The sequence below is a fragment of the Priestia sp. SRI_019 genome (genome assembly GCF_057586255.1).
The window spans coordinates 780,407-793,966 of the sequence record NZ_JBYCZN010000001.1; the positions used below are offsets into that span (position 1 = coordinate 780,407).

General features: G+C 39.4%; 11 protein-coding genes. 10 read left to right on the forward strand and 1 reads right to left on the reverse strand.

Translation table 11 applies throughout. The features are described from left to right. From AC2YJL_RS04000 to spoVK, 8 genes are all read left to right on the forward strand, one after another. Entirely contained in the window at nt 1–432 is a 432-nt protein-coding gene (locus AC2YJL_RS04000; RefSeq protein ID WP_013058797.1) for a YlbF/YmcA family competence regulator, read from the forward strand. Nucleotides 433–657: 225 nt separating this feature from the next. Then, nucleotides 658–1,203: an outer spore coat protein CotE gene (locus AC2YJL_RS04005; RefSeq protein ID WP_013058796.1), complete on the forward strand. Its 546-nt coding sequence runs from the start codon at nt 658–660 to the stop codon at nt 1,201–1,203. Between the two features lie 176 nt (nt 1,204–1,379). Beyond that, the gene (gene bcaP / locus AC2YJL_RS04010) at nt 1,380–2,777 is read left to right on the forward strand and encodes a branched-chain amino acid transporter BcaP (RefSeq protein ID WP_013084740.1); all 1,398 of its coding nucleotides are present in this window, start codon (nt 1,380–1,382) and stop codon (nt 2,775–2,777) included. Nucleotides 2,778–2,940: 163 nt separating this feature from the next. After that, complete coding sequence (gene mutS / locus AC2YJL_RS04015) at nt 2,941–5,598, forward strand: DNA mismatch repair protein MutS (RefSeq protein ID WP_230933479.1); 2,658 nt, start codon at nt 2,941–2,943, stop codon at nt 5,596–5,598. Nucleotides 5,599–5,616: 18 nt separating this feature from the next. Then, nucleotides 5,617–7,494, forward strand: coding sequence for a DNA mismatch repair endonuclease MutL (gene mutL, locus AC2YJL_RS04020; RefSeq protein WP_050689607.1), 1,878 nt, complete (start codon nt 5,617–5,619; stop codon nt 7,492–7,494). Between the two features lie 100 nt (nt 7,495–7,594). Next, nucleotides 7,595–8,545 (forward strand): tRNA (adenosine(37)-N6)-dimethylallyltransferase MiaA, encoded by a 951-nt coding sequence (miaA, locus tag AC2YJL_RS04025; RefSeq protein WP_050689712.1) that lies wholly within the window; start codon nt 7,595–7,597, stop codon nt 8,543–8,545. A gap of 32 nt (nt 8,546–8,577) precedes the next feature. Further along, complete coding sequence (gene hfq, locus AC2YJL_RS04030) at nt 8,578–8,802, forward strand: RNA chaperone Hfq (protein ID WP_013058791.1); 225 nt, start codon at nt 8,578–8,580, stop codon at nt 8,800–8,802. Nucleotides 8,803–8,989: 187 nt separating this feature from the next. Further along, on the forward strand, nt 8,990–9,946 hold the full coding sequence (gene spoVK / locus AC2YJL_RS04035) for a stage V sporulation protein K (RefSeq protein WP_016765353.1): 957 nt from the start codon (nt 8,990–8,992) through the stop codon (nt 9,944–9,946). Nucleotides 9,947–9,979: 33 nt separating this feature from the next. Here spoVK and AC2YJL_RS04040 read toward each other — a convergent pair whose 3' ends face one another. Beyond that, nucleotides 9,980–10,591 (reverse strand): trimeric intracellular cation channel family protein, encoded by a 612-nt coding sequence (locus AC2YJL_RS04040; protein ID WP_013084735.1) that lies wholly within the window; start codon nt 10,589–10,591, stop codon nt 9,980–9,982. A 277-nt stretch (nt 10,592–10,868) separates the two neighbouring features. Here AC2YJL_RS04040 and hflX point away from each other — a divergent pair, with 277 nt between their 5' ends. Both hflX and AC2YJL_RS04050 read left to right on the forward strand, forming a co-directional pair. Further along, nucleotides 10,869–12,131, forward strand: a complete 1,263-nt coding sequence (gene hflX / locus AC2YJL_RS04045; RefSeq protein ID WP_016765352.1) for a GTPase HflX — start codon at nt 10,869–10,871, stop codon at nt 12,129–12,131. A 14-nt stretch (nt 12,132–12,145) separates the two neighbouring features. Beyond that, nucleotides 12,146–13,408 (forward strand): methionine gamma-lyase family protein, encoded by a 1,263-nt coding sequence (locus AC2YJL_RS04050; protein WP_230933736.1) that lies wholly within the window; start codon nt 12,146–12,148, stop codon nt 13,406–13,408. Nucleotides 13,409–13,560 lie beyond the last annotated feature (152 nt).

A 13,560-nucleotide genomic window follows, 5' to 3' on the forward strand; every position in this document is an offset into this window, starting at 1 on the left:
ATGGCGCAGTATAACAAGAGTGACGTAATTAAACGTGCTCAAGAGCTGGCAAAAATGATTGCTGAAACGGAAGAAGTAGATTTCTTCAAGCGTGCCGAAGCTCAGCTTAACGAAAATCAAAAAGTGCGTGAAACCATTGCAAGCATTAAAAGTTTGCAAAAACAAGCTGTTAATTTCCAACATTATGGTAAAACAGAAGCGTTAAAACAAGTGGAGGCAAAAATCGATCGTTTACAGGAAGAGCTGGATGAACTGCCGATTATTCAGCAGTTTCAAGAGTCTCAAATAAACGTGAATGATTTGCTTCAACTTGTTGCTAACACTATTTCAAACACAGTAACGGATGAAATTATTGTGTCAACAGATGGTGATTTACTGCGCGGTGAAACAGGTTCACAGGTGCGGAACAGCCCTGGATCTAGCTGCTCATAAAGAAAAAATACCTCAGCAATTTGCTGAGGCATTTTTTTGTGCATCCCGTGGCATGAAAATTGGGCAGATTTTCTCTCTAATAATTGTCACGTTTTTCTATATCCTTGCATACAATGGAACATAGGTTTTTTATGCCTTAAACCTAGTTTCTTAAAAATAATGTGCAAACAAGTGAATGAGCCTGCATAGGATGAAATGAAGATAGTTTGAGGAGGGTATGCTCACATGTCACAACACTATAGAGAAATTATTACAAAAGCAGTCGTAGGTAAAGGTCGCAAGTTTACACAATCGTCTCATACGCTTGCACCGAAAAATCGACCAACAAGCATCTTAGGGTGCTGGGTGATTAACCATGAGTACAAAGCAAAGAAAAGCGGCAGCAATGTAGAAGTTGACGGAAGATATGATATTAACATCTGGTATTCGTACAATAATAATACAAAAACCGAAGTTTGGACGGAAACCGTATCATACAAAGATAATATTAAGCTGCGCTATAAAGACGAAGATTCGATTGGAGACGATTACGAAGTAATTGTTCGCGTGCTGCAGCAGCCAAATTGTCTAGAGTGCACAATTTCACCAAATGGCAATAAAACGATTGTTCAAGTAGAGAGAGAATTGTTGGCGGAAGTGATTGGCGAAACCAAGGTTTGTGTTGCAGTAAATCCGAAAGGATGCGATGATGAAGACGAGTTTGATTTAGACGTAGATGACGATGAATTTGAGGATTTGGATCCTGATTTTATATTAGGGGACGATGAGTAACTAGGAAGAAGTTCTTCCTAGTTTTTTTATTTTTACTATTTTAAGAAAATTCTTATAAAAATAAAAAAATATATTGCTTTTTGTCGAATGCGCAGTGTATAGTAAATCTAAAGAAAATAATGCATTAATTTTCAGAAAATTTAGTTATATCAGATAAGTATTTTTGGGGGTTTACTATGAGCTTATTTCGTAAAAAATCAATTCAAACGTTAATTAGTGAAACCAACTCTAAAGGTGTTAAATTAAAAAAGGATTTAGGCGCTTTCGATTTAACGATGTTAGGAATTGGTGCCATTATCGGAACCGGAATTTTTGTATTGACGGGCGTAGCCGCCGCTGAACATGCCGGTCCAGCTTTAGTTATATCTTTCATCATGTCAGGACTTGCGTGTGTGTTTGCAGCTCTTTGTTATGCAGAGTTTGCCTCAACAGTTCCTGTTTCAGGAAGCGCATACACTTACAGTTATGCAACATTTGGTGAATTAATCGCTTGGATTTTAGGGTGGGATCTTATCTTGGAATACGGTCTTGCATCTTCTGCTGTAGCCAGCGGATGGTCCGGGTATTTCCAAGGATTGTTAGCAGGGTTTGGCATACATTTTCCAAAAGCTTTAACAAGTGCATACAATCCTGCAAACGGCACGTATATTGATATTCCAGCAATTATGATCGTGTTTTTAATCACATTGCTTTTAACGCAAGGAGTAAAAAAATCTTCACGTTTTAATGCTATCATGGTTATTATTAAACTGGCTGTTGTACTTCTGTTTATCGGGGTAGGAGTTAGCTATGTTAAACCAGAAAACTGGACGCCGTTTATGCCGTTTGGTTTCTCGGGAGTAGCGACAGGAGCAGCAACTGTATTCTTCGCCTACATTGGTTTTGATGCTGTAGCAACAGCGGCCGAGGAAGTACGCAAGCCTCAGCGGGATATGCCAATCGGAATCATTGCATCTCTTGCGATTTGTACAGTTCTTTATATCGTCGTATCGCTTATCTTAACAGGAATCGTACCTTATACAGAATTAAATGTTAAAAACCCTGTAGCATTTGCTTTAAGCTACATTAACCAAGACTGGGTAGCAGGCTTTATTTCATTAGGCGCAATTGTGGGTATTACAACAGTATTACTCGTTATGATGTATGGACAAACTCGTTTATTTTATGCGATCAGTCGAGATGGTCTATTGCCGAAGCCTTTTTCAAAAATCAGTGAGAAAAAACAAACACCAGTAGTAAATACGTGGATTACATGTTTACTAGTATCCATCTTCTCTGGTTTAGTACCATTAGGAAGATTAGCAGAGTTAACAAACATTGGTACTCTTTTTGCTTTCATGACCGTATCAATTGGAATTTTATATTTACGTAAATCAAAACAAACTTCAGAATCCACTGGTTTCCGCGTACCGTTCGTGCCGGTGATTCCAATTTTAGCTTTTGTGTTCTGTTTATACTTAGCACTTCAGCTTCCAAAATTAACATGGATTAGTTTCGTAATTTGGCTTGTACTAGGGCTAGTGGTTTACTTCTTATACGGACGTAAGCATAGTCATTTGAACAGCAGTAAATAATGAAAAGCTTCGGACAAGCTTCTTCCTTCGTCCGAAGCTTTTTTATTTGTTTTATAAAAAGAAATTGAAGATTGTTCTATTTGAATAAATTAAGTTTAAGAAAGACTTATGTTATAATACGTGTAGCAAAAACGCACAACTAGATGTGGTATGGAGGAATAGTATGGCAGCGTATACGCCAATGATACAGCAATATTTGAGAATTAAGGCAGAGTATCAAGATGCCTTTTTATTTTTTAGATTAGGTGATTTTTATGAAATGTTCTTCGAAGATGCTACGACAGCTTCTCAAGAACTTGAAATAACATTAACAAGCCGAGACGGAGGAGGACAAGAGAGAATTCCGATGTGCGGGGTTCCGTATCACTCTGCTCCTACGTATATCGAGCGTTTAATTGAAAAGGGATTTAAAGTAGCTATTTGTGAACAAGTAGAAGACCCTAAGCATGCAAAAGGTGTTGTAAAGCGAGAAGTGGTGCAGGTGATTTCACCCGGAACACTGATGAACGAACGCGGACTGCATGAAAAGGAAAATAACTATATTTGTTCTGTTACTGCGTTCGAGGATCAAACGTTTGGTCTTGCTCTTTCTGATTTGTCTACAGGAGAAAACAGCGTAACGCTTGTTAGTTCGTTCCACGATATAGTCTCAGAGATTTATGCAAAAGAAGCAAAAGAAGTCGTTGTAAGCTCTGAGTTTCCTGCTGACTTATTACAAACACTAAAAGAGCGCATGACGATTACCATTTCTTATGAGAATAGTACAGAGCAAGTAGAAGGACTAGATTATTTAGTAGAGTCGCTTCAGCAGCAAAAGCTTATCGCAACGTTTGCGCGTATTCTTCAGTATTTAACTCGCACGCAGAAGCGTTCGCTTGAACACTTACAGCCCGTGCAGTTTTATCAAATCAATGAATATATGAAAATTGATTTGTTCTCTAAGCGAAACTTAGAGTTAACCGAAACGATACGTTCAAAAGGAAAGAAAGGCTCGCTTCTATGGTTATTAGACCAGACCGTTACGGCAATGGGCGGCCGTTTATTAAAAAATTGGATTGACCGTCCGCTTTTAAAACAAGCGGATATTGATAATCGTTTGAATATGGTAGATGTCTTAATGAAACAGTTTTTTGAACGAGAAGAACTGCGTGAGTTGCTAAAAGACGTATATGATTTAGAACGCTTAGCTGGTCGAGTCGCTTTTGGTAATGTAAATGCTCGTGATTTAATTCAATTAAAAAAATCATTGCAAAATGTGCCTCATATCCAAGAGGTTGTGAATCGTTTGAATCATCCTTATGCGACAAAGCTTGTTGAAGACATTGATCCTTGTGAGCGATTAGCTAATCTTCTTGAAAGAGGATTAAAAGAGCACCCTCCTTTGTCAATTAAAGAAGGAGACATTATTAATGACGGCTATCATGAACAGCTTGATCAATACCGAGATGCAAGCCGAAACGGAAAAACGTGGATTGCGTCACTTGAACAGCAAGAGCGTGAGAAAACAGGGATCCGCTCACTGAAAATTGGTTATAATCGCGTGTTCGGCTATTATATAGAAGTAACGCGGGCAAATCTGCATCTTTTGCCTGAAGGAATGTATGAACGAAAGCAGACGTTAACCAATGCAGAACGTTTTATTACGCCTGAGCTGAAAGAAAAAGAAGCGCTGATTTTAGAAGCGGAAGAGAAAATTGTAGAGCTGGAATATGAATTGTTTTTACAAATTCGTGAGGAAGTAAAAGCATATATCCCAAGGCTGCAAGAACTCGCTAAAAAAGTAAGTGAGCTTGACGTACTGCAGTGCTTTGCAAAAATCAGTGAAGAACGTCATTACACGAAGCCTATTTTTTCAAGTGAAGATATTTCGATTCAAAATGGACGCCATCCCGTAGTAGAAAAAGTAATGAATTCACAGGAATATGTGCCAAACGACTGTCAAATGAAGGATGATAGTTCAATTTTACTGATTACAGGACCCAATATGTCTGGTAAAAGTACGTATATGCGTCAGGTTGCTTTAACGGCGATACTAGCTCAAATTGGCTGTTTTGTGCCAGCGGACGAAGCGGTTCTGCCGATTTTTGATCAAGTGTTTACACGTATCGGAGCAGCCGATGACTTAATTTCAGGGCAAAGTACGTTTATGGTCGAGATGCTAGAAACGAAAAATGCAGTGACAAATGCCACTCAGTCGAGTCTAATTCTGTTAGATGAAATTGGACGAGGTACGTCTACGTATGACGGAATGGCTCTTGCTCAAGCAATTATTGAATACGTTCATGAACATATTGGCTGTAAGACCCTATTTTCTACTCATTATCATGAATTAACCGTCCTCGATGAGTCGCTTCCTGCGCTTAAAAATGTTCATGTAAGCGCGGTTGAAAAAAATGGAAAAGTCGTCTTTTTACACAAAATCAAAGATGGTGCCGCAGATAAAAGTTATGGTATTCACGTAGCGGAACTAGCGGAACTTCCAGATCCGCTTCTAGAGCGAGCTCGCGTCATCTTACATGACTTAGAACAATCTTCTGAGCGTGAACCTGTACGTCAGGCTCCAAAAAGAGAAGAGATGACACAGCAAGTTCCACAAGAAGGTGCTTCTTTGGTTCAAGAAGAACGTGCAGATAGTAAAAAAGCAGATGAAGCCAATCAGCTTTCGTTCTTTGAAATAGAAAAGAAAAAAGAAAAGCCTGCGCTTTCGAAACGTGAAAAAGCAATTATAGATCGTTTAAAAGAGCTGGATATTTTAGAAATGACGCCTTTAGACGCAATGAATGCGATGTATGAACTGCAAAAATCATTAAAGAAGAAATAGAGTGAGAGGAGTGAGTCTGTGGGTAAAATTGTGCAGCTTTCAGACGAACTTTCAAATAAAATTGCTGCCGGAGAGGTTGTTGAACGACCTGCTTCGGTGGTGAAAGAACTAGTCGAAAATGCTATTGATGCAAACAGTACAGTTATTGAAATTGAGCTAGAAGAAGCTGGGCTTTCAAAAATTCGTATATTGGATAATGGAGACGGCATTGCTTCTGAAGACTGCTTGACCGCTTTTAAAAGACATGCGACAAGTAAGATCAAAACAGAACAAGATTTATTTCGAATTCGAACGTTAGGATTTCGCGGTGAAGCTTTGCCAAGTATTGCTTCGGTTTCAATGCTTGAACTCAAAACGAGTACGGGAGAAGAAGCCGGCACTCATCTTAAACTTAGAGGCGGAGAAATCGTTCATCACGAATTAACGTCAAGCCGAAAAGGTACCGAACTTGTTATTGAAAACTTATTTTTCAACACACCTGCACGTTTAAAATATATGAAGACGGTAAACACGGAGCTTGGTAACGTAACGGATGTCGTCAATCGTCTTGCAATGTCTCATCCTGAAGTTTCAATTAGGCTGATGCATCAAGGAAGACAGCTTCTGTATACGAACGGAAGCGGAGATGTGCGCCAAGTGCTTGCCGCTATTTATGGAATGGCAGTAGCCAAAAAAATGATTCCGATTAACGTTCAGTCACTTGATTATGAAGTGAATGGTTACGTCGCTCTTCCTGAAATCACAAGAGCTTCTCGCAACTATATGTCCACCATTATTAACGGTCGGTTTGTTAAAAACTACGGGTTGTTAAAAGCGGTACAGCAGGGCTATCATACGCTTTTACCTATCGGTCGTTTTCCGATTGTGTTTTTAACCATTACAATGGACCCTTTATTAGTGGACGTGAATGTTCATCCAGCAAAATTAGAAGTACGGTTAAGTAAAGAAGCGGAGCTGTTTGAGCTTATTGAACAAGGAGTGAAAGCTGCTTTTAAAAAGCAGCAGTTAATTCCAGATGCTGTAGTGCCAACTAAGTCAAAAGCAGCTGTGCAGCCAACTGAGCAGCAGACCTTTACATTTGATCATCAGTCTAAACCGTCTGGCTATCAGCCGTCTAATACGGTTCGCGAGCCTAGCTTTAAGGAGGCTCCTGCTCGTGTAGACGAGATCATGCCGCCTGTTAAAACAGAGGTCATACGTCAAGATGAAGAACTTGAACCAACGTTTCGAGAAATAGAACAATATGAAGAATCGGTGGGAGAAAACGCCCCTATTCCAGAACCAAACCATTCAGCCAAAGAGCAGCCAGAACCCCGTGTTCCTGCGATGTACCCAATTGGCCAAATGCACGGAACGTATATTTTGGCACAAAATGAAAAAGGATTATTTATTATTGATCAGCACGCGGCACAGGAGAGAATTAAGTACGAATATTTTAAGCGAAAGCTTGGAGAAGTAGATTCAGAAGTTCAAGAACTGCTTATGCCGCTTACGCTAGAGTTCTCGGGAAATGAAGCCTTGATTTTAGACGAGTACAAAGATATGCTTGCTGAAGTAGGAGTCTTTTTAGAACCGTTTGGACAAAACTCCTATATAGTTCGTTCGCATCCGCAGTGGTTTCCAAAAGGAGAGGAACAGGAAACCATTGAAGAAATGATTCAGCAAATCTTTACGATGAAACGAGTCAATATCGAAAAGTTACGAGAAGAAGCGGCTATTATGATGAGCTGTAAAGGATCGATTAAAGCGAATCATCATTTGCGAAACGATGAGATTTTTGCTTTACTTGAAACGTTGAGAAAAACAACAGATCCATTTACGTGTCCGCACGGACGACCAATTATTATCCATCATTCGACGTATGAAATGGAAAAAATGTTTAAGCGAGTGATGTAGGCAATGCGGCTAGCTGCAGCTGGCCGTTTTGTTGAATAAATCATGACCATTTGGATAAAATGGAATGATGTGAATGCCTATAGATGAAAGTAGTGTTGTTATGACGGGAGAGAAACCAAAACTTATTGTCATTATTGGACCAACTGCGGTTGGTAAAACAAAATTGAGCATTGAACTTGCCAAACAGTTAGACGGAGAAATTATTTCAGGTGATTCCATGCAAATTTATAAAGGGATGGATATCGGAACAGCAAAGGTATCAGAAGAAGAGATGCAGGGTATTCCCCATTACCTGATCGATATTAAGGAGCCGGATGAATCGTTTTCTGTGGCAGAATTTCAAGAGATTGTAAGAAAACAAATCGATGATATTCACGCTAGAGGAAAAATGCCGATGATTGTTGGAGGGACGGGTCTTTATATTCAATCCGTTATTTATGATTATCAGTTCACAGAAACTCCTAGTGATGAAAAAGTTCGTGAACGAATGGAAGTATTTATTAAAGCTCATGGCATTGATCCCCTGTATGAAAAGCTAAAAGAAATTGACCCAGACAGTGCAGCTGCTATCCATAAAAACAACCATCGCCGTGTAATCAGAGCGCTTGAAGTTTATGAAGTAACCGGCAAAAAATTCAGTGACTATACAAAAGAACAGTCGCAAGAGTTATTATATGACGTAAGCATTATTGGACTTACAATGGATAGAGACGTATTATATGAGAGAATTAATCACCGAGTCGATATGATGATGCAGGCTGGACTGCTTGATGAAGTCAAATCATTGTACGAAAGTGGTCTGCATGATGTACAATCAATTCAAGCTATCGGCTATAAAGAGCTGTATGCTTATTTTGAAGGACGCTGCACGCTCGAAGAAGCCGTTGAACAGTTGAAACAAAATTCACGCAGATATGCTAAGCGTCAGTTAACGTGGTTTCGAAATAAAATGCCTGTAAAATGGATAGAGATGGAAGTTGACAAATTTCCCGAAAAGTTTGCTGAAATTTTTACATATATTGCAGGAAAGCTGAAGAAAGAAGCGAATTAAGTAAACAGATAGAGAAACGAGGAGGCCGAATAATGAAACAATCAGTTAATATTCAAGACCAATTTTTAAATCAATTACGTAAAGAAAATATCTATGTGACGGTATTTCTTTTAAATGGTTTTCAATTAAGAGGACTAATTAAAGGATTTGATAACTTTACTGTCTTAATTGAATCTGAGGGAAAACAGCAGCTGATTTATAAACATGCGATTTCGACATTTGTACCAAATAAAAATATTACAGTAGAACTTGAATAGAGATTAAAGAGAAGCATCCGCATATTCGGATGCTTTTTTTATGCAAATAAAGGCTTAAAAAAGTTTCTTAACATTGTTTTTACTCATCGAACATAAACCTTATAATAGACGATTATTTCTTCGGTAATAAGAGATCATTGTCTTCGTATCGTTCATCGCATGCAGCTATGCGATACAGAGAAGTGGGATGAAACGAGAGGTGAACATGGTGGAGCAGCCGATAACTCTTAAAAATAATGGGCAAATTAATATCATTTTAAATAATGAAACAAAAAAGGAAAAATCGTACACGACATCAATTCCGCGTCCTGCCAAAAAAGCTGTCATAAATCATGAGCCGCTTCGGGAAATTGAACGAGAAATGAGCGGACTGGTTGGAATGGAAGAATTGAAAAAAATGATAAAAGAAATATATGCGTGGTTATATATTAACAAAAAAAGAGAGGAACAGGGCTTAAAAGCGGGAAAGCAGGCGCTGCATATGATGTTTAAAGGAAATCCAGGAACAGGGAAAACGACGGTAGCCCGCCTGTTAGGTAAATTATTTTTGAATATGAACATCTTGTCTAAAGGACATTTAATTGAAGCAGAGCGGGCAGATTTAGTTGGAGAATACATTGGCCATACCGCTCAGAAAACGAGAGATCTTGTAAAAAAAGCGCTTGGAGGTATTTTATTTATTGATGAGGCTTATTCTCTTGCAAGAGGGGGAGAAAAAGATTTTGGCAAAGAAGCGATTGATACATTGGTCAAACATATGGAAGATTCAAATGATAAGTTTGTATTGATTTTAGCTGGTTATCCAAGAGAAATGGAAAATTTTTTAAGTCTTAATCCAGGGCTGCGCTCTAGGTTTCCGTTTATTTTTGATTTTCCGGATTATGATGTAAATGAACTGATGGACATTGCCGGTCACATGATGAATGACAGGCAGTATCAGTTTAGTACAGAGGCCTATAAAAAGCTAAAAGATCATTTCATGGACGTGAAGTACAATCAGACGCCTAGGGATTTTAGTAACGGTCGATATGTGCGAAACATTATCGAACGTTCCATACGTACTCAATCCATGAGGCTTTTAGAAGAAGAAAGCTTTGAGCGCAACGAGCTTCTAACTTTAACGTCAAGCGATATTCAGCTGTAGAAAAAAAGCCTTTCGTCACGAAAGGCTTTTTTTCTACATATTTGGTTGTCGAATCGTTTTGATCGGCAGGCGCCATTTGTAAATATATGAACACATCCGAAGACCTACAAGTAAGATAAATAACGTATAAAGTTCTATAGGCGTATTTGTAATATGTAGCCCTACGCTAAATCCTGCGATAATCGCCCATACCGCATAAATTTCATCTTTAAGAACAGTAGGCTTTCGGCGTGCTAATAAATCTCGGATAATCCCGCCGCCGCTTCCTGTTAAGACCGCAGCTACAATAACCGCGCTAAGCGGATGGTTCATATGAGTGGCATAAAGCGCTCCTTGAATCGCGAATGCTGCAAGGCCGATGGCGTCCGAAAAGTTTCCCCATCGCTTCCAATGTTTTAAGATATTGTTTGGAAATAAAAAAGTGGCAGTAATAGATAATAAAGCAATCTGAAAAAAGAGTCCTTGTTCCCAAAGGGCAGACACGGGTACACCGATAAGCAGGTTTCGAATGGCTCCTCCGCCAAAAGCCGTTACGATTCCCAATATGTAAACGCCTAAAATATCATATTCCTCTTCCATGGCAATGAAAGCTCCGCTGATTGCAAAAGCAATCGTTCCAATAATGCTAAGTACGTCCCAAGTCATGATGCTATCCCCTTTATTCTGTTTTCACCAAGTAGCGACTAGTATTTTAAAATCAGGCAGCCTGATTCAAATTTCGATAAGTAAACCAATTCAAATTGTATACAGAATTTCGTGATATTTCAATGTTTTTTTAATCATCGTTTTATAGATTTTAAAAAGGGTGTTAAACTAGTAAAAGACAATGTATTCTGTCTCTTTTGCAAAGATGGAGAAATGGACATTTTTTTGATATGATATGAATGATTTGTCAATTTAATAGTAAGGGAAGGAAAAATCTTTGACAGCAGAAATGAATACTGAACTTGAACGCGTAATTTTAGTCGGATGTCAGCTTCATGACGATGACGAACGTTTTGAATATTCAATGGATGAGCTAGCATCTTTAACTGAGACTGCAAAAGGCGAAGTACTGGTAAGGTTAACGCAAAAGCGCGATCGCATTCATCCAGCTACTTATATTGGAAAAGGGAAAGTAGAAGAACTTGTGGCTCTTGAAGAAGAGTTAGAGCCTGATTTAATTGTATTTAATGATGAATTGTCACCGAGTCAAATCCGCAATTTGTCAGCAGGATTATCTGCGCGTGTTATTGACCGTACGCAGCTGATTTTGGATATCTTCGCACAGCGTGCTCAAACGCGAGAAGGAAAAATGCAGGTGGAACTTGCTCAATTAAATTATCTGCTGCCTAGGTTAGTAGGACAAGGTACCGCTTTGTCACGTCTTGGAGGCGGAATTGGAACAAGAGGTCCTGGTGAAACGAAACTTGAAAGTGACCGCAGACATATTCGCCGTAAAATTGATGAAATTAAGCGTCAGTTAAAGACAGTGGTAAGTCACCGCGAACGTTATCGAGAAAGACGTAAGCGTAATCATGTCTATCAAATTGCAATTGTGGGCTATACGAACGCTGGTAAATCGACGATCTTTAACCGCTTAACAGAGGCGGGTATTTTTGAAGAAAATCAGCTGTTTGCAACTCTTGATCCAACGACAAGACAGTATACGCTTCCGTCAGGACTAACCGCTCTGTTAACGGATACGGTTGGATTTATTCAAGATCTTCCAACAACGTTAGTAGCCGCGTTCCGTTCAACACTTGAAGAAGTAACCGAAGCTGACCTTGTTCTGCACGTGGTAGATTCATCTAATCCAGATTACAACAACCACGAAAAAACAGTGCATCGCTTACTAGAAGAGCTGAACGTAACGGACATTCCGATGCTGACAGTTTACAATAAAGAAGATATGCAGCATGAACTATTTGTCCCATCCGCTTCGACATCTTTATCAATGAGCGCTTTTAAAGCTACTGATTTAGTGAAGCTTGGGGAAAGAATTCAAGAAGAAATGAAAAAAGAAATGGCATTTTTTCATGTGCTGCTGCCGGCTTATGAAGGAAAAATGCTCGCTGAACTCAAAACGGTCTCTATTCTTGAGTCGTTAAAATTCAATGAAGAAACTGAGAAGTATCAGTGCAAAGGGTATATTGCAAAAGAGCATCCCCTTTACAAAAAGCTACAAACGCTTGAAGAAAGTTGAGGAACAAAGAAATGATGTTTGATCAGTTAAAAAACGGGGCACGCATTCGGGAACTTGCTGCAAAAGTAGAAAAACAAATTAAGCCCGTACATGAGAAAATTGACGAGCGCATTGAAGCAAATCAATTTCGGGTGCTGCAAAGCTTTCAGCAAAATCGAGTGAGTGATTCACATTTTAATCCGACAACGGGGTATGGATATGACGATCTAGGCCGCGATACGTTGGAGAAAGTATACGCGGATGTTTTTGGAACAGAAGCTTGCCTGGTGCGTCCGCAAATTATTTCAGGTACGCACGCAATTGGCATTTCGCTGTTTGGCGTACTGCGTCCTGGAGATGAACTATTATATATAACTGGAAAGCCTTATGACACTCTTGAAGAAATTGTTGGTATACGAGGAAGCGGCGTAGGCTCTTTAAAAGAATATAATATTAGCTATAAATCAGTAGATTTAACAGCGCAAGGTCAAGTGGATTTTGAAGAAGTGAAAGCGTCTATTCATGAGCACACAAAGATGATAGGCATTCAGCGCTCAAAAGGTTACGGCATTCGCCCTTCTTTTACAGTCGCGCAAATAAAAGAAATGATTTCTTTTGTAAAGAGTATTAAGCCTGACGTTATAGTATTTGTCGATAACTGCTACGGTGAATTTGTAGAAACAATCGAGCCAACGCATGTAGGAGCAGATTTGATGGCAGGGTCGCTTATTAAGAACCCCGGTGGAGGCCTTGCTAAAATCGGCGGTTATATTGCAGGACGAAAAGACCTAGTGGAAGCTTGTTCATACCGAATGACAACTCCTGGAATCGGTGCAGAAGCTGGAGCGACGCTGTATAGCTTACAAGAAATGTATCAAGGGTTCTTCTTGGCGCCGCACGTAGTCGGTCAAGCATTAAAAGGAGCGGTTTTCTCATCCGCTATGTTCGAAGAGCTAGGGATGCAAAGTGAGCCGAAGTGGAACAGTGAACGAACGGATTTAATTCAATCCGTGCAGTTCGATGACCGTGATAAAATGGTTTCTTTTTGTCAGGCTATTCAATTCGCCTCGCCAATTAATTCACACGTAACGGCCTATCCTGCTTATATGCCAGGGTACGAAGATGATGTGATTATGGCAGCTGGAACGTTTATACAAGGAGCAAGCCTCGAGCTGACGGCAGATGGACCTATCAGGCCCCCTTATGTCGCTTACGTGCAGGGCGGGTTAACATATGCTCACGTAAAAGTAGCAATATGTATGGCAGTAGATCAAATGCTGACGAAAGAACTTTCATAAAATATAAGATAGAAAGACTATTTTCTCCCCGCTAAGAAAGAAAAGATAGGCTTATAAAAATAAACCAAGTGCTATTTATTTGTATAGAAGAAATGTTCAGAAAAATTTATGTTAGAATTACTAACATTCGGTTGACAGGTGAACTAACATAG

What these genes read in the sequence shown, in the direction of transcription:
- AC2YJL_RS04000 (WP_013058797.1), top strand. Translation starts at nt 1, where the DNA reads ATGGCGCAGTATAACAAGAGTGACGTAATTAAACGTGCTCAAGAGCTG.
- AC2YJL_RS04005 (WP_013058796.1), top strand. Translation starts at nt 658, where the DNA reads ATGTCACAACACTATAGAGAAATTATTACAAAAGCAGTCGTAGGTAAA.
- bcaP (WP_013084740.1), top strand. Translation starts at nt 1,380, where the DNA reads ATGAGCTTATTTCGTAAAAAATCAATTCAAACGTTAATTAGTGAAACC.
- mutS (WP_230933479.1), top strand. Translation starts at nt 2,941, where the DNA reads ATGGCAGCGTATACGCCAATGATACAGCAATATTTGAGAATTAAGGCA.
- miaA (WP_050689712.1), top strand. Translation starts at nt 7,595, where the DNA reads ATGACGGGAGAGAAACCAAAACTTATTGTCATTATTGGACCAACTGCG.
- hfq (WP_013058791.1), top strand. Translation starts at nt 8,578, where the DNA reads ATGAAACAATCAGTTAATATTCAAGACCAATTTTTAAATCAATTACGT.
- spoVK (WP_016765353.1), top strand. Translation starts at nt 8,990, where the DNA reads ATGAAACGAGAGGTGAACATGGTGGAGCAGCCGATAACTCTTAAAAAT.
- AC2YJL_RS04040 (WP_013084735.1), bottom strand. Translation starts at nt 10,591, where the DNA reads ATGACTTGGGACGTACTTAGCATTATTGGAACGATTGCTTTTGCAATC.
- AC2YJL_RS04050 (WP_230933736.1), top strand. Translation starts at nt 12,146, where the DNA reads ATGTTTGATCAGTTAAAAAACGGGGCACGCATTCGGGAACTTGCTGCA.